28 protein-coding genes are annotated in these 23,622 nt (G+C 66.2%); 16 read left to right on the top strand and 12 right to left on the bottom strand.

The genetic code is table 11. The features are described 5' to 3' along the window. The first annotated feature begins 3 nt into the window (after window positions 1-3). The 3 genes from ACFQ50_RS16450 to ACFQ50_RS16440 all read left to right on the top strand — a co-directional run bounded on the left by ACFQ50_RS16450 (window position 4) and on the right by ACFQ50_RS16440 (window position 1,925). Window positions 4-816, top strand: coding sequence for a bifunctional allantoicase/(S)-ureidoglycine aminohydrolase (locus ACFQ50_RS16450; protein WP_377996719.1), 813 nt, complete (start codon window positions 4-6; stop codon window positions 814-816). A gap of 161 nt (window positions 817-977) precedes the next feature. Beyond that, entirely contained in the window at window positions 978-1,334 is a 357-nt protein-coding gene (locus tag ACFQ50_RS16445) for a VOC family protein (protein ID WP_377996718.1), read from the top strand. A gap of 318 nt (window positions 1,335-1,652) precedes the next feature. Beyond that, on the top strand, window positions 1,653-1,925 hold the full coding sequence (locus ACFQ50_RS16440; RefSeq protein ID WP_377996717.1) for a hypothetical protein: 273 nt from the start codon (window positions 1,653-1,655) through the stop codon (window positions 1,923-1,925). Window positions 1,926-1,927: 2 nt separating this feature from the next. On the opposite strand, the gene ACFQ50_RS16435 is transcribed toward ACFQ50_RS16440, so the two are convergent. Both ACFQ50_RS16435 and ACFQ50_RS16430 read right to left on the bottom strand, forming a co-directional pair. Next, a complete protein-coding gene (locus ACFQ50_RS16435; protein WP_377996716.1) occupies window positions 1,928-2,614 on the bottom strand; it encodes an HAD family hydrolase in 687 nt (228 codons plus the stop codon). Between the two features lie 35 nt (window positions 2,615-2,649). Further along, a complete protein-coding gene (locus ACFQ50_RS16430; RefSeq protein WP_377996715.1) occupies window positions 2,650-4,455 on the bottom strand; it encodes a glycoside hydrolase family 15 protein in 1,806 nt (601 codons plus the stop codon). Between the two features lie 186 nt (window positions 4,456-4,641). Here ACFQ50_RS16430 and ACFQ50_RS16425 point away from each other — a divergent pair, with 186 nt between their 5' ends. Further along, the gene (locus tag ACFQ50_RS16425) at window positions 4,642-5,379 is read left to right on the top strand and encodes a DUF72 domain-containing protein (RefSeq protein WP_377996714.1); all 738 of its coding nucleotides are present in this window, start codon (window positions 4,642-4,644) and stop codon (window positions 5,377-5,379) included. A gap of 52 nt (window positions 5,380-5,431) precedes the next feature. Beyond that, entirely contained in the window at window positions 5,432-6,505 is a 1,074-nt protein-coding gene (locus tag ACFQ50_RS16420; RefSeq protein ID WP_377996713.1) for an App1 family protein, read from the top strand. Window positions 6,506-6,540: 35 nt separating this feature from the next. Here ACFQ50_RS16420 and ACFQ50_RS16415 read toward each other — a convergent pair whose 3' ends face one another. Further along, entirely contained in the window at window positions 6,541-8,094 is a 1,554-nt protein-coding gene (locus tag ACFQ50_RS16415) for a GH1 family beta-glucosidase (RefSeq protein WP_377996712.1), read from the bottom strand. A gap of 59 nt (window positions 8,095-8,153) precedes the next feature. Further along, entirely contained in the window at window positions 8,154-8,552 is a 399-nt protein-coding gene (locus ACFQ50_RS16410) for a VOC family protein (RefSeq protein ID WP_377996711.1), read from the bottom strand. A 138-nt stretch (window positions 8,553-8,690) separates the two neighbouring features. Here ACFQ50_RS16410 and ACFQ50_RS16405 point away from each other — a divergent pair, with 138 nt between their 5' ends. Beyond that, window positions 8,691-10,298, top strand: a complete 1,608-nt coding sequence (locus ACFQ50_RS16405) for an AAA family ATPase (protein ID WP_377996710.1) — start codon at window positions 8,691-8,693, stop codon at window positions 10,296-10,298. A gap of 34 nt (window positions 10,299-10,332) precedes the next feature. On the opposite strand, the gene ACFQ50_RS16400 is transcribed toward ACFQ50_RS16405, so the two are convergent. Together ACFQ50_RS16400 and ACFQ50_RS16395 are read right to left on the bottom strand one after the other, a co-directional pair. Next, window positions 10,333-10,638 (bottom strand): MmcQ/YjbR family DNA-binding protein, encoded by a 306-nt coding sequence (locus ACFQ50_RS16400; protein WP_377996709.1) that lies wholly within the window; start codon window positions 10,636-10,638, stop codon window positions 10,333-10,335. A 5-nt stretch (window positions 10,639-10,643) separates the two neighbouring features. Beyond that, a complete protein-coding gene (locus ACFQ50_RS16395; RefSeq protein ID WP_377996708.1) occupies window positions 10,644-11,420 on the bottom strand; it encodes a phosphatase PAP2 family protein in 777 nt (258 codons plus the stop codon). 153 nt (window positions 11,421-11,573) lie between these two features. Here ACFQ50_RS16395 and ACFQ50_RS16390 point away from each other — a divergent pair, with 153 nt between their 5' ends. From ACFQ50_RS16390 to ACFQ50_RS16380, 3 genes are all read left to right on the top strand, one after another. Beyond that, window positions 11,574-11,795 (top strand): hypothetical protein, encoded by a 222-nt coding sequence (locus ACFQ50_RS16390; RefSeq protein WP_377996707.1) that lies wholly within the window; start codon window positions 11,574-11,576, stop codon window positions 11,793-11,795. A gap of 113 nt (window positions 11,796-11,908) precedes the next feature. Continuing rightward, complete coding sequence (locus tag ACFQ50_RS16385; RefSeq protein ID WP_331575395.1) at window positions 11,909-12,106, top strand: hypothetical protein; 198 nt, start codon at window positions 11,909-11,911, stop codon at window positions 12,104-12,106. Window positions 12,107-12,239: 133 nt separating this feature from the next. Continuing rightward, window positions 12,240-13,826 (top strand): alkaline phosphatase D family protein, encoded by a 1,587-nt coding sequence (locus ACFQ50_RS16380; RefSeq protein ID WP_377996706.1) that lies wholly within the window; start codon window positions 12,240-12,242, stop codon window positions 13,824-13,826. An 83-nt stretch (window positions 13,827-13,909) separates the two neighbouring features. On the opposite strand, the gene ACFQ50_RS16375 is transcribed toward ACFQ50_RS16380, so the two are convergent. Then, window positions 13,910-14,782 carry an NAD-dependent epimerase/dehydratase family protein gene (locus ACFQ50_RS16375; protein WP_377996705.1) on the bottom strand — a complete coding sequence of 291 codons (873 nt, stop codon included), beginning with the start codon at window positions 14,780-14,782 and terminating at the stop codon, window positions 13,910-13,912. Between the two features lie 288 nt (window positions 14,783-15,070). Between ACFQ50_RS16375 and ACFQ50_RS16370 the strand changes: the two genes are divergently transcribed. Then, a complete protein-coding gene (locus ACFQ50_RS16370; RefSeq protein ID WP_377996704.1) occupies window positions 15,071-15,814 on the top strand; it encodes an ANTAR domain-containing protein in 744 nt (247 codons plus the stop codon). A 30-nt stretch (window positions 15,815-15,844) separates the two neighbouring features. Here the strand turns inward: ACFQ50_RS16370 and ACFQ50_RS16365 are convergent, their stop codons facing one another. Next, entirely contained in the window at window positions 15,845-16,396 is a 552-nt protein-coding gene (locus ACFQ50_RS16365; protein ID WP_377996703.1) for an Hsp20/alpha crystallin family protein, read from the bottom strand. A 371-nt stretch (window positions 16,397-16,767) separates the two neighbouring features. On the opposite strand from ACFQ50_RS16365, the gene ACFQ50_RS16360 reads away from it, so the two are divergent. Then, a complete protein-coding gene (locus ACFQ50_RS16360; RefSeq protein WP_377996702.1) occupies window positions 16,768-17,229 on the top strand; it encodes a hypothetical protein in 462 nt (153 codons plus the stop codon). 87 nt (window positions 17,230-17,316) lie between these two features. Here the strand turns inward: ACFQ50_RS16360 and ACFQ50_RS16355 are convergent, their stop codons facing one another. Next, a complete protein-coding gene (locus tag ACFQ50_RS16355) occupies window positions 17,317-17,931 on the bottom strand; it encodes a TetR/AcrR family transcriptional regulator (protein WP_377996701.1) in 615 nt (204 codons plus the stop codon). 142 nt (window positions 17,932-18,073) lie between these two features. Here ACFQ50_RS16355 and ACFQ50_RS16350 point away from each other — a divergent pair, with 142 nt between their 5' ends. From ACFQ50_RS16350 to ACFQ50_RS16340, 3 genes are all read left to right on the top strand, one after another. Further along, the gene (locus ACFQ50_RS16350; protein WP_377996700.1) at window positions 18,074-18,310 is read left to right on the top strand and encodes a hypothetical protein; all 237 of its coding nucleotides are present in this window, start codon (window positions 18,074-18,076) and stop codon (window positions 18,308-18,310) included. A gap of 154 nt (window positions 18,311-18,464) precedes the next feature. After that, entirely contained in the window at window positions 18,465-18,938 is a 474-nt protein-coding gene (locus ACFQ50_RS16345; protein WP_377996699.1) for a sensor histidine kinase, read from the top strand. 56 nt (window positions 18,939-18,994) lie between these two features. Beyond that, window positions 18,995-19,660: a nucleoside/nucleotide kinase family protein gene (locus ACFQ50_RS16340; protein WP_377996698.1), complete on the top strand. Its 666-nt coding sequence runs from the start codon at window positions 18,995-18,997 to the stop codon at window positions 19,658-19,660. Here the strand turns inward: ACFQ50_RS16340 and ACFQ50_RS16335 are convergent, their stop codons facing one another. The 3 genes from ACFQ50_RS16335 to ACFQ50_RS16325 are packed head-to-tail and all read right to left on the bottom strand — an operon-like array spanning window position 19,661 to window position 21,759. Further along, complete coding sequence (locus ACFQ50_RS16335; RefSeq protein ID WP_377996697.1) at window positions 19,661-19,906, bottom strand: hypothetical protein; 246 nt, start codon at window positions 19,904-19,906, stop codon at window positions 19,661-19,663. Between the two features lie 51 nt (window positions 19,907-19,957). Further along, on the bottom strand, window positions 19,958-20,671 hold the full coding sequence (locus tag ACFQ50_RS16330) for a DUF4386 family protein (protein WP_377996696.1): 714 nt from the start codon (window positions 20,669-20,671) through the stop codon (window positions 19,958-19,960). Window positions 20,672-20,712: 41 nt separating this feature from the next. Next, a complete protein-coding gene (locus ACFQ50_RS16325) occupies window positions 20,713-21,759 on the bottom strand; it encodes an LLM class flavin-dependent oxidoreductase (RefSeq protein WP_377996695.1) in 1,047 nt (348 codons plus the stop codon). 142 nt (window positions 21,760-21,901) lie between these two features. On the opposite strand from ACFQ50_RS16325, the gene ACFQ50_RS16320 reads away from it, so the two are divergent. Together ACFQ50_RS16320 and ACFQ50_RS16315 are read left to right on the top strand one after the other, a co-directional pair. Then, window positions 21,902-22,738 carry an alpha/beta fold hydrolase gene (locus ACFQ50_RS16320; RefSeq protein WP_377996694.1) on the top strand — a complete coding sequence of 279 codons (837 nt, stop codon included), beginning with the start codon at window positions 21,902-21,904 and terminating at the stop codon, window positions 22,736-22,738. A gap of 323 nt (window positions 22,739-23,061) precedes the next feature. Beyond that, window positions 23,062-23,577, top strand: coding sequence for a hypothetical protein (locus ACFQ50_RS16315; protein WP_377996693.1), 516 nt, complete (start codon window positions 23,062-23,064; stop codon window positions 23,575-23,577). The last annotated feature ends 45 nt before the right edge of the window (window positions 23,578-23,622 follow it).

The following is a 23,622-nucleotide window of genomic DNA, read 5'->3' as shown; positions in this document are numbered from 1 at the left end:
ATGATGGGCAAGTACTACTCCCCCCAGGGCGGCCTGCCGCCGCAGACCCACCTGACCACGGAACGGGCCATCGTCACGGAGGCCTACACGGTCATCCCCAGGGGCGTCATGACCGACATCGTGACCAGCAACCTGCCTGGCTTCTCCAACACCCGCTCCTGGATCATTGCCCGCCCCATCGCCGGCTTTGCCACCACGTTCTCGCAGCTGATCGTGGAGATCGGCCCCGGCGGCGGCGCTCCAAAGGCCGAGTTTGAACCCGGCGTTGAGGGCGTTATCTTTGTCACCAAAGGCAAGGTCAACCTGACGCTCGACGGCGAACTGCACCAGCTTGAGGAAGGCGGCTACGCCTACCTGGCCGCCGGCGCCACCTGGGGCCTGGAGAACGTCTCCGACGACGTCGTCTCCTTCCAATGGATCCGCAAGGCCTACGAGCGGCTTGAGGGTTACGAGGCAAAGTCCTTCGTCACCAGTGATGCCGAGGTGGAACCCACCGCGATGCCGGATACCAACGGCGCCTGGAAGACCACCCGCTTCACGGATTCCAGCGACCTGGCCCACGACATGCAGGTGAACATTGTGACGTTCCAGCCGGGCGGCGTGATCCCGTTCCCGGAGACCCACGTCATGGAGCACGGCCTGTACGTCCTGGAGGGCAAGGCCATGTACCTGCTCAACAACGACTGGGTGGAGGTGGAGGCCGGCGACTTCATGTGGCTGCGCGCCTTCTGCCCGCAGGCCTGCTACGCCGGCGGTCCCGGCGAGTTCCGCTACCTGCTGTACAAGGACATGAACCGCCAGGTCCGCCTGACGTAGACCCTTCCCGGACCGCCCGACGCCGAGATCGCCGGAAGCCTGACACACAGGGAGCTTCCGGCGATCTCGCACGTTTCCGGCGATTTCGCGTCGAATGCCACTCACCCGGCCAACGCGACCACCCCTTGCATCGAAAGTGGGCGCAGGGAAGCATGGGGGGCATGCTGACGATCGGAACGACAGTCCTTGGTGTCAACGACGTCGCCCGCGCCACCGCTTTCTGGTGCGACGCGCTCGGCTACATCCCGCGGGAGGACGGCGACGAAACGTGGGTGGTACTGGTCCCGCAAAAAGGCGACGGCGCCCGCCTCGCCCTCATGCTCAGCGAGACCCCCGTGCAGTCCCATCCGCGCCTTCACCTCGATCTCTACGCCGATGACCAGGCCGCCGAGGTGGAGCGCCTCGTCGATCTGGGGGCATCCCGCGTGGACTGGGATTCTTATCCGGATGACCCGGATTTCATCGTGCTGGAAGACCCGGACGGAAACCGCTTCTGCGTGGTGGATGCGGCAGCCTGAGGGCCTGACTTGGACCGCTTAACGGAAAGCGGCTGACGGGTGAGTCGCCCGCCAGCCGCCGTCCCGGACCCCGCTGCTAAAGCCCGGCGTCTCTAAACTTCAGTGTCCATAGAGATCAGGTGACGGGATGCCGTCCTGTCGCTGCACGTCACGTTCTTTCGACCGTAACGTGCCCGGGCTCCAATGTGAAGATCAGTATGCTTATCAATTTTTCGGAATTCAAGACGGGAAAGTAAGCATCCTTGCCTTTCTCTTGTTTAGGCCGGAAAACGCTCCTAGCGTAGGAACTGATCCTGCCCCCTAGGAAAGGCGTCCATCATGTCGCTCTACCAGCCCGAACCGGTGGAAATCTCCACGCGCATGCGTCCAGGCGAATGGACTGAGGCCAGCCTCGAGGAGCTGGTGACCACCTACCGCGCGAAGATCCTCGCCATGGGGGCGGCGGTTTCGGAAGTGCTCACCGACGTGGTCAGGAACGACGACGGCTCCGTTGCGGTTGCGGTGTCGTGGAACAAGGGCGCCTACGCCGACGAGCCCGAGGGCGGCGGGTTTACGAACAGCGGATCCAGGGTGGACACGGCCGAAGCCTGAGCCTAGCCCTCGAGCAGCTTTCCGATCGCGCTGCGGCCCAGGTTCTCCAGCAGCTGGCGTGGACCGTCGTAGACCTCAACTGCCCCTGCATCGCGCAATTCTGCCTCGCTGGTGCCGCCGCACGTGAAGGCGATGGTGGGCATGCCGAGCCTGCTGGCGGCCATAACGTCCCACACCGCATCCCCCACATAGACCGCTTCGGAGGCCTGAACTCCCACGGCCTCCAGCGCCGCAATCAGGATGTCCGGCTCGGGCTTGCTGTTCTCCGCATCGTTGGAGCTCGTTGCGGCGTCGATGAAGTCATCCGCCGACAGGGCCGACCGCAGCGCCTTGAGATCCTGCTCCCTCGCGGACGAGGCCAGCGCCACCGCCAAACCGCTCTGGCTGCATGCGGCCAGCAGGTCCCGGGCGCCGTCGAGGGCCCGAAGCGACGGCCAGTAGGTGCCGAAAACCCCGGAATGGGCCGACAGTATGGCCTCGTCAACTTCCTTGTCCCGGGACTCCGGCAGCAGATTGTCCACCAGGCGCGCCCCGCCCATCCCCACACAGCGGTGGATCCGGGCCATGGGCACGTCGAAACCCGACTGGCGGAACGCCTGCCACCAGGCGAGCGTGTGGATGTAGGCGGAGTCGATCAGCGTCCCGTCAACATCGAACAGGACACCTTTATCCCTGCGCCGCCCAGACATTATTGCCTCTCCTTCTGCTCCACCGATCGTCCCGCTCACCCGGTAGCGGCCTTCGAGCGGAGCGGTTTGTCGCTTCGACGGGGCCTGCGCTGGTTCAGTTCCAGGGCGCTGGTCACCAGCGCGAAGTGGCTGAAGGCCTGCGGCGTGTTCCCCAGGTGCCGACCGCTCTGGACACCCCATTCCTCGCTCAGCAGGCCGACGTCGTTGCGCAGCGAAAGCAACCGCTCGAACAGTTCCGTGGCCTCCCTGCGCCGGCCTGCCCCGAGCAGCGCCTCCACGAGCCAGAAGGAACAGGCGAGGAACACGCCCTCTCCCCCCGGCAGTCCGTCGTCGCTCACCTGGGGCCGGTAGCGGAGCACGAACCCGTCCTCGGTCAGCTCACGCTGGATGGCGTCGATTGTGCCGATGACCCGTGGATCGTCCGGCGGCAGGAAGCCCACGCGGGGAATCAGGAGCAGGCTGGCATCGAGCTCGGGCCGGCCATAGCTTTGCGTGAAGGTGTTCCGGCCTGCGTCGAATCCGTTGGCCATGACCTCGGCGTGGATGGTGTCGCGGAGCGCTTCCCACCGGTCAGCGGGACCCGGAAGCCCCGAATCCCGCACGCCTTTGACCATCCGGTCCGCCGCCACCCATGCCATCACCTTGGAGTGGGTGAAATGGCGGCGCGGGCCGCGCATCTCCCACAGCCCGTTATCCGGCTGGTCCCAGGCACCTTCGAGGTATTCCATCAGCGCCACCTGGACGTCCCAGGCCTCGTCCGTGTGCTTCAGCAACGAGTTGCGGGTCAGGGCAAGGCAGTCCAGCACCTCACCCCACACATCCAACTGCAACTGGCCGGCGGCTGCGTTGCCCACCCTGACCGGCGCCGAATTCTCGTAGCCGGCCAGCCAGGGCAGTTCCAGCTCCGGCAGCCTGCGTTCGCCGTGGATTCCGTACATGATCTGCAGGTCGGCCGGGTCCCCTGCCACGGCCCGCAGCAGCCAGTCACGCCAGGCCGCCGCCTCGGAGGTGTAGCCGGCGGCGAGCAGTGCCTGCAACGTCAGGGTGGCGTCGCGGAGCCAGCAGAAGCGGTAGTCCCAGTTCCGCGGACCGCCCAGCTGCTCCGGCAGCGACGTGGTCACGGCCGCAACGATCCCTCCGGTGGGCGCGTAGGTAAGGGCTTTGAGCGTGATCAGCGAGCGCTGGACAGCATCCTTATACGGCCCGGACACCTTGCATTTATCCGTCCATTCCTGCCAGAACCGTTCGGTGGAATCGAGGACTTCCTCGGCGTCCACGGACCGGGGCCTGCGGACATGGCTGGGCGCCCACGTCAGCACGAACGGCACCCGTTCGCCGGCCTTCACGGTGAAGTCGCTGACGGTGTGCATGCGTTCGCCGCGCAGCGGGGCGGTGGTCACCAGGTAGGCAGAGTCCGGTCCGGCGATGGCGTGGAGGCCGTGGCTATCCCGGCGCACCCAGGGCATGATGTGGCCGTAGTCGAAGCGCAGGGCGAGTTCGCTTCTCATCCGGACGTGTCCGTGCAGCCCCACGACGATCCGCACAATGTCCGCCACCTCGTCGCGGGGCGGCATGAAATCAATGACCCGGACGGCGCCGTCGTCGGTTTCCCACTCCGTTTCCAGGATGAGGGTGTGCCGGCGGTAGCGGCGGCGCGTGCAGCCGCCCCCGGCTGCCGGGGCCAGGAGCCAGCGGCCCGCTTCGGGGGTGTCGAGGAGTGCATTGAAGCAGGCCGGCGAATCGAACCGCGGCAGGCACAGCCAGTCAATCGACCCTTCAGTGCTGACCAGGGCCGCCGTGTGCAGATCCCCGACCACCGCATAATCCTCGATGCGTACCATGCCCTTACAGTGCCACAGCAGGACCCGCTGCACGAGGGGTGGCCGGGTGTAGCCTGAAGTTGGGCGGAGCGGCCGCCGGAGACTTGACCAGTGGGCATTGCCCAGTCGGCATTACCCAATCAGCTGCCCAGCCACCCGGCGTTGCCGGCGCGACGGGCGGAAGTGGAGCCCTTTGTGGATAGTCGGGTGAACATCCACATCGGCACGTCCGGTTGGAGCTACGACCACTGGGAAAATGTGCTGTACCCGCCCGGGCTTCCCACTAGGGACAGGCTGCAGCGCTACGTGGCACGCTTCAGCACGGTGGAGCTGAACGCCAGCTTCTACCGCTGGCCGCGGGACACCACGTTCGCCGGCTGGCGGACCAGGCTGCCGCCCGGTTTTGCCCTGTCCGTCAAAGCCCCGCGCGGGCTCACCCACGCCAAGAAGCTGTACGGCCCGGAAGTCTGGATCGAACGGATCTCGCGGTGCTGGCACGAGCTCGGCGACAAGCGCGCGGTGCTGCTGGTCCAGCTGCCGCCCGGCATGGCGAGGGATGACGCCCGTCTGGACTATTTCCTCGGCGCCATGCCCGAGTGGGTCCGGGTGGCCGTGGAGTTCCGGCATCCGAGCTGGGAGCAGCCGGAGGTGTACAGCCTGCTGGAACGTCACCGGGCCGCATATACCGTCATGAGCGGCGCCAATCTGCCCTGCAACCTGCAGGCCACCGCCCCGTTCGTCTACGTCAGGCTGCACGGGCCCGACCACCAGTACCTTTACGGCGGCTCCTACTCGGACGGGGAACTGGGCTGGTGGGCGGACAGGATCCGGGAGTGGCGCAGTTCGGCACGGGAAGTGTTCGCGTATTTCAACAACGACGGTGGCGGCAACGCCGTGCGTAATGCCGCCACCCTGCGCGGCATGCTGGGAGACGGCGGCGAGTAACAGAGCGCAGGCGGGCAGCCCGTGGGCTGCTGCCCTGTGGCAGAGTGAAGGCATGGACATGGCGTCACAGGAATCACCGTTGTCGGGGACGAGTTTGTCAGGGACGCGCGTCTTCCGGCTGGCCCACCGGCTCTCGGATGCGATCAACACGGCGCGACTGAAGGTCGCCCGGCGCTGGAAGTTCGAACCCAAGACCATCGCCTACCAGGGCTACGGGTCCACAGAGTGGGTCCGGGTCCTGGGCCGTGTGGTCCTGGCCAGCAAGCCCGTGCCCGGCAGCCGCGCCGATCATGCCGCCCGGAACGGCACCGAGAATGTGCGCGGCTGGCGCGCCTTCACCAGCGTTCCCATTCCCGGCTCCGACTTGGAGATCGAGATCGGCGGAACAGTGACGAAGGTCAAGGCCGACCGCGGCGGGCTGGTGGACATCGATATCCCGGTGTCCCTCCCCCCGGGCCGGCACACCGCCGTCCTCCGCTCCGCGGGCACCGAAGCGGTGGAAGCCAGCATTTTTGTCATCGCCCCGGACACAAAGTTCGGCATCGTCTCCGACATCGACGACACCGTCATGGTCACGGCACTGCCCCGGCCGTTCCTGGCGCTCTGGAACACGTTTGTGCTGAGTGAGCGGGCCAGGATGGCCACCCCGGGCATGGCAGTGCTGCTGGACCGGCTCACCGTCGAGCATCCCGACGCGCCGGTCATCTATCTTTCTACGGGCCCCTGGAACGCAGCCCCCACCCTGGCACGGTTCCTGACCCGGAACATGTATCCGGCCGGACCGCTGCTGCTGACGGACTGGGGGCTGACACAGGACCGCTGGTTCCGCAGCGGCCAGGAACACAAGCGCCGCAACCTTGAAAGGCTGGCTGCGGAATTCCCGCACGTGCGCTGGCTGCTGATTGGCGACAACGGCCAGCACGACGAGCAGATCTACTCGCAGTTCACGCAGCACAACGCGGACAAGGTCGCGGCCATCGCCATCCGGCAGCTGTCCGTCAGTGAGGCCGTCTTCGCCGGCGGCCACTCCGAAGACGGCGACCACAGCGCCTCGACGGTGCCCTGGATCTACTCGCCCGACGGCGCGGGCATAGCCCGCCAGCTCCGGGAGCTCGAACTGCTTTAGGGGCCTGGGCTGCCCCCGGGAACCTAACTGCCGCCCTAGGTGACCGGACCGCCGTCGGACATGCCGCCGTCGGACATCCCTGCGTCCGTCAGCGGGCCGTCCGGCCCCGCTGCCGCTGCGGCGACGGCGGCATCCGCCGAGGCTGCCAGCTTCCGTTCTTCCTGCAGTTCCTGGAACCAGTAGAAGGAGGCCTTCGGCGTGCGCACTTGCGTCTCGAAATCCACGTGCACCAGGCCGAACGGCTGCTTGTAGCCGCCGGACCACTCGAAGTTGTCCATGAAAGTCCAGACGTAATAGCCGCGCAGGTCGATCTTCTCGGCCGCGCCGCCGGGGGCCGTGACCCGAAGGGCCGTTTCAATGTGGTCCGAAAGGTACCTGAGCCGCCGCTCATCGGGAACAAAGACCCGCTTCGTCGACTTGTCCCGGACTATGACGTCGACAAAGCTCGCCCCGCCCTCCGTGATGATCACCGGCGGAAGATTCGGGTACCGCTCGGCCATTTCCTTAAGCGCCACGGCCATATACTCGGGCTTCACGGGCCACCCGTAGGCAGTGGTTTCGGTGTCCGGCCACGGCTCAATGTGCAGCGGGGCTCCGGGCGTGGCGTCCCTGAGGTCATCCCCCATCGCCTCAGCCATGGCCGCCGGAACGGGGCTGTCACCGCCGCCGGCAGCCACGCGGGTGGGCATGTAGTAGTTGAGCCCGTAGAAGTCCAGCGGCTGGGAGATGATGGCCATGTCCTCGTCGGGGTGGTCGAAGGACGAGAAGAACTTCCCGAGGCGAATGAGGTCCGGATATTTCCCGGTGAGCACGGGGTCCGCGTAAAGCCGGTTCTGCGCAATGTCCATCGCTCCAGCGCTCATCCAGTCGAGGGGGTTGCCTGAGTGGGGCACCACGGGCGAGTACACGTTGGTCATGCCGATTTCGCCGGGCACCTTGGCGGTCCGCAGAGCCTGCAGGGCAAGGCCATGGCCCAGCAGCTGGTGGTGCACGGTGGGCAGGCCGTTGGCAAAGTCGGCCTTCCCCGGGGAGTGGATGCCAAGGGCGTAGCCGTTGGTGGTCACGGTGGCGGGTTCGTTGATGGTTACCCAGCGCGCCACCCGGTCGCCATACGCGGCCGCGGCGATGGCGGCGAACTCCCCCAACCGGTAGGCGGTGTCCCGGTTGAGCCAGCCGCCGTCCTCTTCGAGAGCCAGCGGCGTGTCCCAGTGGTAGAGCGTGACCATAGGCGAAATCCCATTGGCCAGCAGTTCATCCAGCAGGCGGTCGTAGAAGTCCAGTCCGGCCCGGTTCACCGCTCCGCGCCCGTCCGGCTGGATCCGGGGCCACGCCAGCGAGAACCGGTAGGAATCGATGCCCAGTTCCTTCATCAGGGCCACGTCCTGGGGCATGCGGTGGTAGTGGTCGCACGCCACCGCGGGGCTGTGGCCGTCAACAATGGTCCCGGGCCGCGCCGCGAAGACGTCCCAGCCGGCAGGTCCGCGGCCGTCCTCGTCGAGCGCCCCTTCAATCTGAAACGCGGCCATAGCCACCCCCAGGGTGAATCCCGTCGGAACCATGGCGGCCAATTCTTTGGCGGAACGATGCATCGCTGGACCTCTGTGATGTTGTCAGCGGCCGGTGGGCCGAAACTTCAGATTGCCGAATTCTACTCCCCGGGTGCTGCGCTGCCCGGGTTGATCACGGAAATCACGTTGCCGGCCGGGTCCTTGAACCAGGCGATGTCCGGGCCCATCCCCCGGGCTATTCCTTTTTCGTCCGTAGGCAGGTTGGGATCGTCGTAGATCCTGGTCTGGACGCCTGCCGCGTTGAGCTCATCAACGGCAGCCTCGACGTCGTCCACCACCAGGTTCAGGACGGTGAACGTGGCCGGCTCGTGGTTGTCTTTGGGGTAGACAAAAATCGTGTGCCCCTCGGGCATGGACAGCTCCAGCGTGCCCATCGCACCGTCGGACACGGCCAGGCCCAGCGTCTGCCCGTAGAAGTCCCTGGCGCGCGCCACGTCGTCGACGCTGAAGCTGGAAAACGAACCCTTGGGCGCAAACATGGCCTTCTCCTTCGATGGCTCGAGTCCTCCGGCAGGCCTGGCGGGCTGCGGCACCTCCGGACTGCGGTACCTCCCAGAATGGCACACGCCGGGGCCGCTGACGAGGGCCCCTTGACCACCGCTGGTAGGGTCTGCGGCATGGATGAAAAATTGGGGAAGTTCATCGACGATTTCGCGCAGCTGGTGGAGATCGCGCAGTCCGGCCAGCACCGCGTCAAGGCCGGCACGCAGCTGCTCACGACCATCACCGAGCATCTGGCGGTGCCGGCCGAATCACTCGCGGTGGTGGTGGAAGAGGTGCCGGCGCACCGTTTCGTGGACGCCGACATCCTGATGGCCGAACTCGCCGGCGAGGATCCGGAGTTCCGGCTGGTGGGCATCGGCGGCGGCGACCAGCGCCACCACCAGTCGCTGAGCGACATGCTGCAGCAGTCGCAGTTTTTCCCGCAGTTCCCGTTGTCCCAGCCTGATTACATCAACCTTGCCGTGGGCCCTGACGAACAGCGGCAGGCCGTGGCGCTGGGTCTGTGGCTGTTCCGGCACGCGGGCGGCCCTGTTGCGGTCCTGCAGCGTGACGCGGCCCCGCGCTACGGGCGGCAAACGGCGTGCCTCGAGGTCCTGGCTGCAGACGCGAACAACGCGGCGGACTTCCTGGCGGAGTTCGGCAGGCGAATGCAGCGCGGCAGCATCCTGAAAGGCCAGGTCATTTCCCTGGTCATGGGCGAGTACGGTCCCAGCAGCGGCGGCGTGACGTTCCACGCGCGGCCCGAACTCACAGCCACCGACGTCATCCTGCCGCAAGGGCTGCTCCAGAAGGTGGCCGATCACGCCCTTGGCATCGCCGAGCACCGGGAGTCGCTGAAAGAGTACGGCCAGCACCTCAAACGGGGCATTCTGCTGTACGGCCAACCCGGCACGGGCAAGACCCATACGGTGCGCTACCTGCTGAGCCAGAGCGCGGGCATCACAGCGGTGCTGCTGTCCGGAGGTTCCCTGGCCAGGATTTCCGAGGCGGCCGCCATGGCCCGGGCACTGCAGCCTTCCATCGTGGTGCTTGAGGACTGCGACCTGATCGCCGAGGACCGGAGCTTCGGGCACGGGCCGCAGCCGCTGCTGTTCGAGGTGCTCGATGCCATGGACGGCCTGGACCACGATGCCGACGTCGCCTTCGTCCTCACCACCAACCGCGTGGACATGCTCGAGCGGGCCCTCGCCCAGCGCCCTGGCCGCGTTGACCTTGCCGTGGACATTCCGCTGCCAGCCCTGGACGAACGCATCGGACTCGTGACGCTGTATGCGCGCGGGATTCCGTTCAGCACGGACGCCGTCCGGGACGCCGCCGCCCGCACCGAAGGAACCACGGCCTCGTTCGCGCGCGAACTCGTCCGCCGGGCCGTCGTGCGTGCCGCTTTGGAGGGCACCCCTGTCTCGGACAGCCACCTTCTCGAGGCGGTGGAAGAACTGATGGCCGACGGCGAGACGCTCACCAGGAGCCTGCTGGGCAGCGGCCCCGCCGGCGGCGGGGACGGGCAGGGCGGACTCGGCGGCCCCGGCTTCCCGGAGCATGGGTTTGGCGGACACGGCATCTTCCCTGGGCCGGGCTTCTTCCCTGGGCAGGGCTTTCCCGGGCCCGGTTTCCCCGGCCACGGTTTCCCCGGCCACGGATCGGACGGCCACGGATCGGACGGCCCCGGATCAGACGGCCAAGACTTTGGCAGCGTCGGCTTCGACGGTCCGGGCACCTAAGGGCAGCGCACGCGCGGAGGACTAAAACGGCCCGCTAAAGCCGGCCGCCTGCGAGCACGAAGGAGTCCTCGAGCAGCTCGGCGAGTTCATCGCCGTCGACCCTTGAAAGCCGGACCAGGACCAACTGCGGCGACCGCTCATGGTGCGGTGTCCAGAAGTACGTCTCCGGATCCGTTCCAGCCAAAGCCTCGCGCTCCGCGGTCTTGACCGTAAGCACGCCCGTCTCCCACATACGGGCCATCAGGGTCTTGGCGAACCAGGCCGGCTGGTTCCAGCTGGCCCGCTCGGTCACGCCCGGCAGCGCAAGGCAGATCCTGCGGACATCGGCTTCGGAGGCCACGGAGGTCAGTCCGGTGAATCTGCTTTGGACAGCTCTCCGGTAACCCGCTCGCCGGGCACGCGGGCGGTGCGCCAGGTGTCCACGGCAATCACAGCACCGAGCACCACCAGCGAGAGCGCAACGGAAGCCACGGCATCGCTCACCCAGTGGTAGCCGAGGTACAGCCGGCTGACGGAGGCCAGGATTACTCCGATGATGGCGCAGACAAAACCAATCGCCGTTGTCTTTGGTTTCCGGCGGCGGGAAAAGATCAGGAACGCCGTTATCAGCAGGAAGTCAGACGCGCCCAGGACGTGGCCCGACGGAAAGGAAAAGGTGTGGTCCGCGCCGAACAGCATCTGGTCCACCGGAGGGCGGTGCCTGTCGACCGCCCTGCCGATGAGCTGCGCCAGTCCCACGCCGGTCAACATTGCCGCCGCCAGCAGAATCGGCCGCCAGGCATGCTTCGCCAGGATGCCCCATGCCACCGTGACAACTAGGACGATGATGGGCAGCGCTATGGGCCCGAAGATGACAGCCAGGACAATCATCACCACAGTCAGCAGCTGTGTGCGCGTGGTCAGGAGCCACCTCCATGACGCGTCATCAGCACTGGCCAGCCCGTCATGACCCTGAACACCTGCGAGAGCCAGGAAGAAGACGCCAGCCCCTACCGCAGCCAGGACGATCGCCGTCACGTACAGGCCCTTCCTGGCGCCGGGTTCCATGTAGCGCTCTTCGACCACAAACTTGTCGTGGAAAACCCGCCACCGGCTCTGCTTGCCTGCTGATTCTGCTGCCACCTGAAAGCCCGCCTGTGCGCTGAGGGAAACTGCCTAGAACTGAAGGTTATCCCCGTTCCGGGTCCGGCGGCGGAAAATCCTAAGCCCCCTTACGGATGCCATCCCCCGCTGTTACGGTAAAACTTCCAGCCCCACTAGGTCCCAGGAGACAGCATGAGCACTGAAGAAACCGGCCATGACCGTCAGCAGACCGGCGACGGCGTCCCAAACGCGGACAAAGGCGTTGCCGTGGGGGCCGGCGAACCGAACACCTTCGAACCGGAGGAGGGGACGGGCAGCCTGGGTGCCACCGCCCCGAGCGACGATCAGATAGCCACCGCCGAGGACACCCCGGACGTCGAGGAAACTCCGGTGGACACCACCGAACCCAGCTGACCGGGGCCGCCCGGCAGAACCGATAGACCCGTTCCGGTAGCCCTGTCCGGAATGACAGGCACGGTGGATAATTAGTCACACATTGAAGTGGCAACGGGGCTACGGAGGCTGCCGTGAGGATCATCGGAACGCTTGTGGTCATCTGGCTCATCGTCGGCGTGTTCGCCGCGTTTCAGCGGGGCTACTTCAGCGGCTCTCCGGACTCCTGCACGGAGGCCGGAACCGTGGCGATCACCATCGCCGCCGGACCGCTGAACTACATGGGCGCCAACCCGAAGCTGACCTGCGAAGTGCCCCAGCCATCCAAGTAGTTACCAGGTAAGCGCGCCTGTCCAGGCCGCGGCCCTCTGCCGCACGGCCCTTCGCCTGACGGCGTGTTACCGTTCACTCGCGATTCACGCGCGCGTCCTCGCCTGTCCAAGCTGCCCCGTTAGGTTCGGGGCCATGGACATCACCCGCAGAACACTCATCACCAGCAGCCTCGGTGCCGGCCTCGTTATCGCACTGCCCGGCACCGCCGTCGCCGATCCCCGGACAGCAGAAGCGAGCCTCCCCACCGACCCCTTCACCCTCGGAGTCGCGTCCGGTGACCCCTGGCCCGACGGCTTTGTCATCTGGACGCGCCTGGCCCTCAACCCGCTCGCGGACGACGGACTGGGCGGCATGCCCTCGCGCGTGGTCACCGTGGCCTGGGAGGTGGCGGAGGACCCCGCCATGCGCAGGGTGGTCCAGCGCGGTGTGGAGCGGGCGGTACCGGAGGGCGCCCACTCAGTGCACGCCGAACTCCGCGGTCTGAAGCCGGGCCGCGAGTACTTCTACCGCTTCCGCGCCGGCCGCCACATCAGCGCTGTTGGCCGCACCCTGACCAGCCCGGCCTGGTACGAGACGCCAGCCACGCTGGCCATGTCCTTCGCCAGCTGCGCCCAGTACGAGCACGGCTACTTCACGGCCTACCGCCGCCTCGCCGAGGACCAGCCGGACCTGGTCCTCCACCTGGGCGACTACCAGTACGAGTACAAGAAGGGGTCCTACGTGACCGGTGGCGGTAACGTCCGCGACCATGAGGGCCCGGAGACGGTGACGCTGGAGAACTACCGCCAGCGCCACGCACAGTACAAGGCCGACGCCGACCTCCAGGCGGCGCACGCCGCCGCGCCGTGGCTGGTGGTCTGGGACGACCACGAGGTGGACAACAACTGGGCGGACGAGGTGCCGGAGAATGCGGACCCGGCCCAGCTGAACGACACGGCGGCCAACTTCAGGAAGCGCCGGGCTGCCGCGTTCCAGGCGTACTACGAGAACATGCCGCTTCGCGCGCCGTCCATGCCCTCGGGCGCGGACATGAAGATCTACCGCACGGTGCAGTGGGGCCAGCTCGCCAACTTCCACATGATGGACACGCGGCAGTACCGGGACGACCAGCTGGCCGGGGACGGCTGGCGGAAAAACGTCCAGGAGCGCCTGGCCGAGGACCGGACCATCACGGGAGCCCAGCAGGAGCAGTGGCTGCTGGACGGCTTCCGGAAGTCCAAAGCGCGCTGGGACCTCCTGGGCCAGCAGGTGTTCTTCGCCGAGCGCGACCGCGACCAGGCTGCCGATATCGACGACATGTCCATGGACGGCTGGGACGGCTACGCGTCCTCCCGCCGTCGGATCACCCAGGGCTGGGTGGACGCGAAGGTGCGCAACGCCGTCGTGCTGACCGGTGACGTCCACCGCAACTGGGCCAACGACGTCAAAGTGGACTACAAGAACCCGGACGCACCGGTTGTCGGTTCGGAACTGGTGTGCACCTCCGTCACGTCCACCGGAAACGGGACTGGCTCCGTCACCGATCCCACCATGGCCTGGAACAAGCACCTGAAGTTCTACAACGACCAGCGCGGCTACGTCCGGACCACGATCACCAAGGACTCCCTGTCGGCTGACTTCCGCGTGCTGGACTACGTCAACACGCCGGGGTCGGCGGTCAGCACCAAGGCGTCCTTCCGGATCGACGACGGCGTGCCCGGCCTGCAGCCCCGCGCCTAACAACCCGGCTTCGTCGGCTGAGCGCGAACGCACACTTAAGCCCCGGCCTCAAGTGTTCGTTCGCGCTCAGCGTCGGTGGGTGGTCAGTCCTCGGTGGGCGTCGTCCGGTTGGAGTGGTAGTTCCGCCAGCTGTGTTCCGGCGCGTAGCCGAGGAGCCGCTTGGCCTTGTCAATGGACAGCAGTGTCTCGTGCTCGCCCAGCTCCCTGGTCACCTTCACCCGCGGGAACACCTCCTCCGCCAGGCTGGCACTGGAGCGGCTCATGACGGTGTCCTCGTTGGCGACGATGAAGGCCTCGAACCCTGGCGCGCCGTATTCCAGCGCGCGTGCCACCGCCTGGGCACCGTCTCGCGCGTCGATGTAGCCCCAGAGGTTCCACTTGCGCAGGGCGGCGTCCGAGTCAAAGGATGGAAACTCCTCGTAGTCCTCCGGATCCATGACGTTGGAGAACCGGAGGCCAACGATACTCAGCTCCGGGTCCCAGCGCGTCATCTGGATCGCCATCTGCTCCTCCAGATGCTTCACCAGCGAGTAGGTGCTCTCCGGGCGGGCCGGATATTCCTCGTCCACCGGGATATAGGGAGGGTCGACGTCGAACGGCAGTCCCAGCACCGTCTCGCTGGAGGCGTAGACGATTTTCTTGATGCCGGCCCTGCGGGCCGCCTGGAACACGTTGTAGGTGGAGAGCATGTTGTTTTCGAACGTTGCGGCGTCCGGCACCAGGCCCGGAGCCGGGATGGCGCCCAGATGGACGATCGCGTCAAAGCCCTGGTGCCGGTCATCCAGGCCCAGGATGACGTCGGCAACCTGCCCATAATTACGCAGATCCACGGTGGCGAACTGTGGGCTCCGGCTGCCTGTCCGGTCCAGGTTGAGGACAGCATGCCCGTCCGCCACAAGCCTGCGGACCACGTTCCGTCCGAGCTTTCCACTGCCTCCCGTTACGGCAATTCTCACCGCGGCCTCCTCCTGTTGATTGGCCGGCCCTGGCCCGGGCGGCCGTGCTCCGATGGCCAGAGCGGCTTCCGCCGCCCGCCACCTTTCCCCCAGCCTAGGGCCCGCGCCTGTAACCGCGGTCATGGCGCGAGCCGAACTGGTGTATATTTTCCCGGTACGGTTTAGCAGAAGGCCGTTGGATTGTTGTTCGATCCGGCACCATGCTTGCTGCTACCGCCCCGGCCACGGGGTCGCCTGCGCTGCGCCCGCCGGTTCGTCTTGACCTGAGCGAAACGGTACCGAAAGATCGTGGCCAGCGAGTCGACCGCAAAACCTGAAACCTCATTCACGGAGCACCTCAACGAGCTTGTGCTCACCAGCTCCGACGTGGGCGAATTCCTCCACGAACTTGCCCGGATTTCCGCACGCAGCCTGTCCGAACCCGGCGACGAAGTCCTCTGCGGCGTGACCCTGCTGCGGCACCGCAAGGCAGCAACCGTGGCGAGCAGCAGCCCCGAGGCGCAGGCCATGGACGAAATCCAGTACGACTTCGGCGACGGCCCCTGCATGACGGCGTCGCGCGACCAGGTCACCATCCACATCACCGACCTCAAAAAGCACGACCGCTGGAACAGCTACGCGGAGAAGGTACTGGGGCAGGGCGTCCGCTCCATCCTCGCCATCCCGTTCGTCCTCGAAGGCGAAACCAAGGCTGCCCTGAACCTTTACTCGCACCGTCCGGGCCGTTTCGAGGGCCGCGTCCTGGAACTGGCGCAGGACTTCGTCAGCCAGACCTCCATGGCCCTGCGTCTGGCCGTGCGCTTCGCCCACTACAGCGACGCTGCCGCCAACCTCAAGGCCACGCTGGAAACCCGGACCGTCATCGACGTCGCCGTCGGGGTGATCATGGCCCAGAACCGGTGCAGCCAGGAGGAAGCCTTCGACCTGCTCAAGGCAGCGTCGAGTACCCGCAACATCAAGCTGCACAGCATTGCGACGTCGATCGTTGACTCCCTCGGCCAGGGCCCGGCGAGGACGCACTACGAGGGCTGAGCCCGCCGCCGGACCAGGGGCCAGCAGAGCCTAGGGGCCACCAAAACTCTGCCCTTCGGGCTCCTGCCCCATAGTCCGCGCAGTCCCCTCGGTTCCGGCACCGCTGGTTCCGGCATCGCTGGTTCCGGCGCCGCTGGTTCCGGCACCGCCCGATCCGGCACCGCCCGATCCGGCACCGCGGGAGACGCGGATCTTGTGGCCACCCGCAGCGTGCTCCTCGGCCAACGGAACGCGCACTTCCAGAACGCCGTCGGTGTACGACGCCCGGATATCCTCCTGGTTCACCGGGGCAGGGAGGCTTACGGTCCGCGAAAACGTGCCGAAGCGGAATTCCGAGCGGTACCCTTCCTTTTCCTTGCGCTCAGGCTGTTCTTCACGGCGGACCGTTATCTGCAACTGGCTTCCGGCGAGGGTGATGTCGACGTCATTGTCAGGATCGATACCCGGCGCTTCTGCCCTTACCACCAAGGAGCCGGCCTCGCGGTATTCCTCCACGCGCAGCCAGGCGTCAAGATCCCCCTCGAGGAAACGGCGGAAGGGCTCCGGGATGTCGACGCCGGCACGCCTGAATATGTTGGTCATCGCTGTTACCTCCTGTCAGCTTCCGGCCCCATTGCAGGATGCGGAGGACCGGAACGCGTCCCAACACCAACAAAGCTACGCTCTTGCAGAACGCATGTTAAGGCGCTGGTCACTTCCCTGCCGCGGCACGAATCAACCGGCTTCCGGCACCCCACCCCAACGAATCCTGAGAGTTTCCTTGTGAAAAACCGGGAACGGACCCCCCTATTTCCGCCCGTAGCGTTCCCATCGAGGGGTCCCCGGGCCGAGCTTTTCACAGGAGGCCTGCCGCACATTGGCACCATGCAAGAATCATGCCGCCAATGGAGGACCCGCGATGAAGAACGCAGTGAAGAAGCTGGAGGAAAACGCGAACTTTTCCGGAGGTTCCGATGGGCGCTGACGTCCCCACCCCTGCTGAGCCCGAATGGCTGACGACTGCCACCGAGCCGGCAAGATGCACCCAGGATTCAGCGGATGCGCTGGAGGTCTTCTGCACTGATTCCCTGAGGTCGATTGACCGGACCGTGATGCGCGCCCAGGTCATCGAACTCATCCTGGACATCCTCGCCACCACGGATATCCAATCGGAAGCCCGGGGCCGGCTGCTGCAGCACCTGGCCTCGAATCCGGGGTCCCCCGAGCAGGCCCTGCTGTGCCACCTGAGCGAGAACGCCTGCCTGCCGGCAACGGGCGCCGGCAACCCTCCGGCGGGTGACTGCCTCCCGGCGGGCGGAGACTACTTCGCGGCCGGCACCGCGGAGCCATTCATGGAGGGTGGTGAAAACAACGACGGCGGGCCGAGCCCGAAGTGGCTCCCGGCTCCGCTGCGGAACCTTCTGCGGCTCGACTGAAGAAGTCCGACGGCGGCCGGGGACCTGTGCGGCAGTTGTGGCCACCGACGGCGTCGGCTTAGGCGGCCGTTAGCTCAACAGGCCGGGTCAGCTCCGGTGGTGCGCGATCAGCCAGCCGGCCATCTGCTGCGCCCGCTTATTGGCGAGGAAGTCGCCTTCGGTCGCCGAAATGATGGAGCCCTTCATCAGGATGTGCCAGGAGCGGGCGAATTCGTCGGGGCGGTCCAGGCCCGCCTCCTCGGCGAGCGCCTGGATATGGCCGCGGATCCTGGCGAGGTAGCCGATGCTGGCCTCACCCAGCGGATGCCCGGGACCCATCTCAAGGAGGACATTGATGAAGGTGCACGCCTCGAAATCGTCCCGCTGGAACCAGTCGCCGAAGACGTCGAAGATGGCCAGCAGGCGCCCTTCGGGCGTGGTTCCCCGGCGCCTGGCCTCGGAGACAATCAGGTCCACGGTCCATACCTGGTCGCGGAGTGCCAGGAATGCCAGAACCAATGCGTCCTTGGACGGGAAGTGACGGTAAAACGTGGACTTAGCCACTCCGGACCGCTCGATCAGCTCGTTGATTCCGACGTCGCGGACACCGCGGTGGGAGAAAAGCTCGTAGGCAGTGGCCAGGATCCGGTCAACTGGTTCACTATGGCCGGTACGCACCTCTTCAGGCAGCAAGGCATCCCCGGTTGCATCAGGAGCACTCATTAGAGAATCAGTGTACCTTGGGACTGGCAGAGACAGACCTGTCTGTCTTATTGTTTTAGGAACATGACACTTCGTCCGGGGAGCAGTTGCAGCTCCCAGAGCCAAGGCGTCACTGCAATGGAGCAGAAACAGGAGGGTACCGATGGACGACGACATCCGCGCCGTGGAAGAGGCCGCAGCTACGCTGGAATCCGCAGCAGTAGAGCATGACCCCGCGGCCGCAAGCCTGCAGAGTGCAGTTGCGGCGGCCGTAACCCACGGCAAGCCGATCCGTGAAGTCGCGGCGGCCGCGCACATGACCGCGCTGGAGGTGCTCGACGCCGCCGACGCCGTGACGTATCCGCAGCACTCACTCCAGCCGTGGACAATGGTCCAGTAGTTTTCGCAACATCTTGCGGAAACTTGATTGGATCCCGGGGTAAATCTGCGGCAAGCCTGATCGGCCGGCGCCACCCTTAATGCATCAGCCCCTGGAGGAGCGATCCTTCCAGGGAAAGCATGCAACGAGGACCGCAAGGAAGCGGGGGGCCGCCATGAACCAGTCAGCAACTCTCGAGGAAGTCGTCGAAGTCGGCGGTGTCATCACCGACCGTCAGCCGCTGGACTTTTACCGGCTGGGGCTGGCCGGCTGCATCGACCGGCTCACGGTCCCCCTGCGCCGCCAGGGTACGTGCGTCCGCTGGGAGACGCCCCACCACGGCGTGGAGATCTCATCCGGCTGCGCTTCCCTGCTCTACCAGTCAGCGCGGGAAGCCCTGAGCAACACGTTCAAGCATGCGGACGCCACGGATGTGACTGTCCGGCTTGCCGCTGTCTTCCACGGCATCCGCCTCATGGTCGCGGACAACGGCACCGGCTTCGAGTCGGACTCGCAGGCGCCGGGAGAAGTCAACGGCCACGGACTGCGGACCATTTCACAGGCGGTCCAGGAGGCGGGCGGGACCGTGGACATCACCTCGGCTCCCGGCACCGGCACGGCGATCACCATCACCATTCCGCTCGACTGATTCTCCGCGTATCGCCGCACACGCCTGCACCACCGGGTTCGCCTAGGATGCTGTGCATGACCCTTCCAAACGTTGAGCCGCTGTCCGTCCGGGCTTTCGAATCCGCGGAAATCCAGCAGGCCGTCGCCCAGCTGCGCAGCCGGCTGACCTCCGGCAGGCGGCTTCTCCTCGGCGTGGCTGGCTCCCCCGGGTCCGGCAAGTCCACCTTCTCGGCCTGCCTCGCGGACGCCCTCGGCTCCGATACCGCCCTCGTGGTGCCCATGGACGGCTTCCACCTGGGCAATGCCATCATTGACGGCACTCCGCTGCGGCAGCGCAAGGGCGCACCGGACACGTTCGACGTCGGCGGTTACCTTTCGCTCCTTCAGCGGCTTGCGCGCCGGGACGAGGACGTTGTGTACGCGCCGGACTTCCGGCGGGCAATCGATGAGCCGGTGGCCGCATCGCTGGCCGTTCCGGCCGCAGTCCCCATCATCATCACCGAGGGCAACTACCTCCTCAACGACGGTCCACGCTGGCGGCAGGTGCGGGCACAACTGGACGAAGTGTGGTTCATCGACACACCGCATGAGTTGCGCCTTGCCCGCCTGATTGAACGGCACGTGGTCTTCGGCATGGACCGTGCTGCGGCCGAGGCCTGGGCCAACGGACCGGACGCGGCCAATGCGCGCCTGATCGAAGTCACGCGTTCCCGCGCCGACAGGATCATCCCCTGGCTTTAGCTATCTGTCCCCGGCGTCCCACAGCCCGGATTCGCCGGCGGCTTCTTCGGGCTTGGGTTCGCCCTCCGGTGTTCCGCTGCCCACGTAGCTGGCGGGCACTGTGCCGCCCGCCTGTGTCATTTGTTCCTCACGGATGTTGCGTGCCGTGCCAGCCTGGGGCTGAGGCTGCTCCTGTTCGACGGCGTCCGGGTCGCCAGGGCCCCGAAGGTCGCCGGGCTCTTCCGCATTGCGTTTGCTGTCGGTCATGCCGCTGCCTCTCACTGGGAAATGCCGGTCGGTCCCAGTCTAGGCACACGCCTAGGATCGCCGCAGCGAGCTCGCCAGAAGCCAGAGCGTCCAGACCAGGACGAGCGCGATGCCGGCAAGCGTGGGCACGGTGTTGCTGCCGGAGAAGCCTTCTGCTCCGATGATCCACCCCTGCGCGAGGTAGGCGGCCCCGGACAGGCCCATGAGGTAACCCACCGGCCGCGGAAACCCGCGCGAGCTGCCCACCGCGGCGCCAATCAGGATGAGGGCCGCACCCAGCACGAAACTTTGGTAACTGCGCATCCCCCATTCCAGCCAGCGCATGTCCTCCGCGGCCGCAAAGCGAACGGCTTTTCCGGCCCCCTCGGCAGCAGCCCAGGCATCGACGGAATGCTTCAGCGCCACGCCGTCCACCGCCTGCAGCGCCCCATAGAGTGCCAGCGAAGCGACTGCCGCCCATTTGCCAAACCGCGCCGCCCAGGCGGAGCGTCCGGGCACACCGCCGGCCACGGTTCCCAGCACCAGCAGCCCGCCGATGAGGACTGCCATGCCCACAAACTGCCCCAGGTGCACGCCGATCCACAGGTCGCTGCGGGCGTATTCGGCGAAAGAGGCAGCATGGTCGTTGGCATTCGCCCCTTCGGGATGCAGTGCCCCGGCGGCGAAGGACACCACGACGCCGGTCACCAGCAGGACGGCAGCCAGCCGACGGACGCCCGGGCCGCCGTCGTAATTCTGGCCTGCAGGAACGTGATTCGTGTCCATGGAAACCGCCGCCTTGGGAGGAGCCGTTCAATGCCAGTAGGTTACGCCTGTTCCCGCATATCGCGCGGCGCCCATCCCAGGGGCGGGGCTACGTGGCGGGCGATGTTTCCCAGCAGGTTGGCGTTGTACTCCACGCCAAGCTGGTTCGGGACGGTGAGCAGGAGTGTGTCCGCCGCCTGCACCGCAGCGTCGGCTGCGAGCTCCGCTGCAATGACGTCCGGCTCACCGATGTAGCTCTTGCCGAAGCGGGCCAGGGTGCCGTCAAGGGCGCCCACCTGGTCGCGGCCCTCGCGGAGGGCGCTCAGCCCGAAGTACTGCCGGTCCTCGTCATCGGTCAGCGGCAGGACGCTGCGGCTGACCGAAACCCGCGGCTCGCGGCCGTGCCCGGCCGCCGCCCATGCCTCACGGAACATCGCGATTTGCTCGGCCTGGAGCTCGTGGAACGGCACCCCGGTATCCTCGGTCAGCAGGGTGGAACTCATGAGGTTCATCCCGCGCTCGGCCGCCCAGACCGCCGTCTTCCGGGTGCCGGCGCCCCACCAGATCCGCTCGGGCAGGCCCTCGGAGCGTGGCTGGACAGGCAGCAGCCCGGTGGCCCCTCCGGCATACCGCGGATCGGCTTCGACCACGCCGGCGCCGGCGATGGCCCGCCGGAACTCCTCGGCATGCCGGCGTGCCATGTCGGCATCCGTCTCGCCCTCCCGCGGCGCATAGCCGAAGGCCCCTGCGCCGTTGCGTGCGGGCTCGGGTGAACCGCGGCTGATGCCAAGCTGGAGCCGGCCACCGCTGATGAGGTCCGTGGCCGCTGCCTCCTCGGCCATGTACAGCGGATTCTCGTAGCGCATGTCGATGACCCCGGTGCCGAGCTCAATCCGGCTGGTGCGCGCTGCGGCCGCCGCGAGCAGCGGGAACGGCGACGCCTGCTGACGCGCGAAATGGTGCACGCGGAAGAACGCGCCGTCGATCCCCAGCTCCTCCGCGGCCACGGCCAGTTCTATCCCCTGCAGCAGCGCATCACGCGCCGTCCTGGTGCGGGAACCCTGCACCGGGCCATAGTGGCCGAACGACAGAAAGCCAATTCGTTTCATGCCCTGCACAACATCCCGGTCCCTGCTGCCATTCCTGCAGGCTACGCCCTGTGACAGGCCGCGCGCACCGGACCGCGATCCCGATAGGTTGGTAACACCGTTTGAGGACGTCCGTTCTCACGAGACCGAAGGGAATGCTGACATGGCTTACATCACCGTTGGACAGGAAAACAGCACCGACATCGAGCTCTACTACGAAGACCACGGAACCGGGCAGGCTGTTGTCCTCATCCACGGCTACCCCCTGGACGGATCCTCCTGGGAGAAGCAGACCGCCGCCCTGCTGGACGCCGGCTACCGCGTCATCACGTACGACCGCCGCGGCTTCGGCAAGTCCAGCAAACCCACCACCGGCTATGACTACGACACCTTCGCGGGCGACCTCAACACCGTCCTTAGCACCCTGGACCTCAACGACGCCGTGCTGGTTGGCTTCTCGATGGGAACCGGCGAGGTGGCCCGGTACCTTTCCACGTTCGGGTCTGCCCGCGTGGCCAAGGCCGCCTTCCTCGGATCGCTGGAACCGTACCTCCTGCAGACCGACGACAACCCCACGGGAGTGCCGCAGTCCGTTTTCGACGGCCTTGCCGAAGCAGTGAAAGCCGACCGTTACGCCTTCTTCACAGAGTTCTTCAAGAACTTCTACAACAGCGACACGTTCCTGGGCACGCCCCGGCTCAGCGAGGAGTCCGTCCGGGCCAGCTGGAACCTCGCCGCCGGCTCCGGCGCGTTCGCCTCGGTGGCCGCGCAGCCCACCTGGATCACCGACTTCCGCGCCGATATCCCGAAGATCGACGTCCCGGCACTGATCGTGCACGGTACGGCGGACAACATCCTGCCGATCGACGCCACCGGCCGGGAGTTCAGCAGGGCCCTGCCGGAGGCTGACTACGTGGAGATCGACGGCGCCCCGCACGGCCTGCTCTGGACCCACGGGGCAGAGGTCAACGAGGCCCTGCTCGCCTTCCTGGGCAAGTAGCCCGGCGCAACAGGAGCGCAGCCGGCGTCGGGCCGCCCCGACGCCAGCCGCTCCGCCGGGCTACTTTCGCTACCGTTCAAGGGCTTGAAAGCAACCACGACCGGTTGACAATTTTTGAAAGTAAGTGTTGACACGCACTTCCAGGGGTAAAATTTGAACACCGGATCCCGGCTGTTGCAGTCGAAAAAGGATCCGGTTCCAGGCCCACCCGGCAAGTCCGGGTGGACGATCATAAAGCGGACATAAGTGGTTGATGGGTCTCCACGCGTCACGTGATCGGCCAGTGATGCCCGAACACACACAACGCGGGAGCAACAATGACTATGACTCCGCCAACAAAGTCCCGCCTGTCGGCCCGGCTTGCGTTGGTTTCCACTGTTTCGCTGGGCCTGCTAGCCGGCCCGATCGCCATGGCCTCCCCGGCCTCAGCTGCAGAGACCTCAAAGCGGGACAACTGCAGCGTCACGGCCTATAAGCCGCACGCTGACAACGGGAGGGGCTGGAAGAACGACCGCAAGTCCGTCCGTGTCAACTTCGCATTCAAGATCCACTGCGACAAGGGCACGCGCGTCTACTTCAACCAGAAGATGTTCCAGGAAAAGGGTCGCTGGGATGTCAAGCGCATCGGACACGTCGACGACTCTGTATGGGTCGACGGGACCGAGTACATCGTCAACGACGAGAGGGTGTCTGCGGACCGCCACGACAAGTTTGTAAAGGTGTTCCATACGGTCAGGATCGAATTCAAGGACAATGACAGGTCCAAGAGGTCCTCCTGGTCGTCCGACTTCGACAAGAGTCCCACCGCCTACATCCGCGTCGACAACGGGCACAAGTAAAGATTGAACATCGCTATAAGCAGACCCCCTAGGTAACAGGAGGCC

The sequence above is a fragment of the Arthrobacter sp. NPDC056493 genome (assembly GCF_042795115.1).
In the GTDB taxonomy this organism is placed as follows: Bacteria; Actinomycetota; Actinomycetes; order Actinomycetales; family Micrococcaceae; genus Arthrobacter.
This window is presented reverse-complemented; position numbering and strand designations above follow the sequence as displayed.

What these genes read in the sequence shown, in the direction of transcription:
- ACFQ50_RS16335 (WP_377996697.1), bottom strand. Translation starts at nt 19,906, where the DNA reads ATGACCGACAGCAAACGCAATGCGGAAGAGCCCGGCGACCTTCGGGGC.
- ACFQ50_RS16415 (WP_377996712.1), bottom strand. Translation starts at nt 8,094, where the DNA reads ATGCATCGTTCCGCCAAAGAATTGGCCGCCATGGTTCCGACGGGATTC.
- ACFQ50_RS16435 (WP_377996716.1), bottom strand. Translation starts at nt 2,614, where the DNA reads ATGTCTGGGCGGCGCAGGGATAAAGGTGTCCTGTTCGATGTTGACGGG.
- ACFQ50_RS16380 (WP_377996706.1), top strand. Translation starts at nt 12,240, where the DNA reads ATGGACATCACCCGCAGAACACTCATCACCAGCAGCCTCGGTGCCGGC.
- ACFQ50_RS16325 (WP_377996695.1), bottom strand. Translation starts at nt 21,759, where the DNA reads ATGAAACGAATTGGCTTTCTGTCGTTCGGCCACTATGGCCCGGTGCAG.
- ACFQ50_RS16430 (WP_377996715.1), bottom strand. Translation starts at nt 4,455, where the DNA reads ATGGTACGCATCGAGGATTATGCGGTGGTCGGGGATCTGCACACGGCG.
- ACFQ50_RS16345 (WP_377996699.1), top strand. Translation starts at nt 18,465, where the DNA reads ATGAACCAGTCAGCAACTCTCGAGGAAGTCGTCGAAGTCGGCGGTGTC.
- ACFQ50_RS16450 (WP_377996719.1), top strand. Translation starts at nt 4, where the DNA reads ATGGGCAAGTACTACTCCCCCCAGGGCGGCCTGCCGCCGCAGACCCAC.
- ACFQ50_RS16340 (WP_377996698.1), top strand. Translation starts at nt 18,995, where the DNA reads ATGACCCTTCCAAACGTTGAGCCGCTGTCCGTCCGGGCTTTCGAATCC.
- ACFQ50_RS16315 (WP_377996693.1), top strand. Translation starts at nt 23,062, where the DNA reads ATGACTCCGCCAACAAAGTCCCGCCTGTCGGCCCGGCTTGCGTTGGTT.
- ACFQ50_RS16360 (WP_377996702.1), top strand. Translation starts at nt 16,768, where the DNA reads ATGGGCGCTGACGTCCCCACCCCTGCTGAGCCCGAATGGCTGACGACT.
- ACFQ50_RS16420 (WP_377996713.1), top strand. Translation starts at nt 5,432, where the DNA reads ATGGACATGGCGTCACAGGAATCACCGTTGTCGGGGACGAGTTTGTCA.
- ACFQ50_RS16390 (WP_377996707.1), top strand. Translation starts at nt 11,574, where the DNA reads ATGAGCACTGAAGAAACCGGCCATGACCGTCAGCAGACCGGCGACGGC.
- ACFQ50_RS16355 (WP_377996701.1), bottom strand. Translation starts at nt 17,931, where the DNA reads ATGAGTGCTCCTGATGCAACCGGGGATGCCTTGCTGCCTGAAGAGGTG.
- ACFQ50_RS16440 (WP_377996717.1), top strand. Translation starts at nt 1,653, where the DNA reads ATGTCGCTCTACCAGCCCGAACCGGTGGAAATCTCCACGCGCATGCGT.
- ACFQ50_RS16350 (WP_377996700.1), top strand. Translation starts at nt 18,074, where the DNA reads ATGGACGACGACATCCGCGCCGTGGAAGAGGCCGCAGCTACGCTGGAA.
- ACFQ50_RS16410 (WP_377996711.1), bottom strand. Translation starts at nt 8,552, where the DNA reads ATGTTTGCGCCCAAGGGTTCGTTTTCCAGCTTCAGCGTCGACGACGTG.
- ACFQ50_RS16365 (WP_377996703.1), bottom strand. Translation starts at nt 16,396, where the DNA reads ATGACCAACATATTCAGGCGTGCCGGCGTCGACATCCCGGAGCCCTTC.
- ACFQ50_RS16330 (WP_377996696.1), bottom strand. Translation starts at nt 20,671, where the DNA reads ATGGACACGAATCACGTTCCTGCAGGCCAGAATTACGACGGCGGCCCG.
- ACFQ50_RS16445 (WP_377996718.1), top strand. Translation starts at nt 978, where the DNA reads ATGCTGACGATCGGAACGACAGTCCTTGGTGTCAACGACGTCGCCCGC.
- ACFQ50_RS16405 (WP_377996710.1), top strand. Translation starts at nt 8,691, where the DNA reads ATGGATGAAAAATTGGGGAAGTTCATCGACGATTTCGCGCAGCTGGTG.
- ACFQ50_RS16320 (WP_377996694.1), top strand. Translation starts at nt 21,902, where the DNA reads ATGGCTTACATCACCGTTGGACAGGAAAACAGCACCGACATCGAGCTC.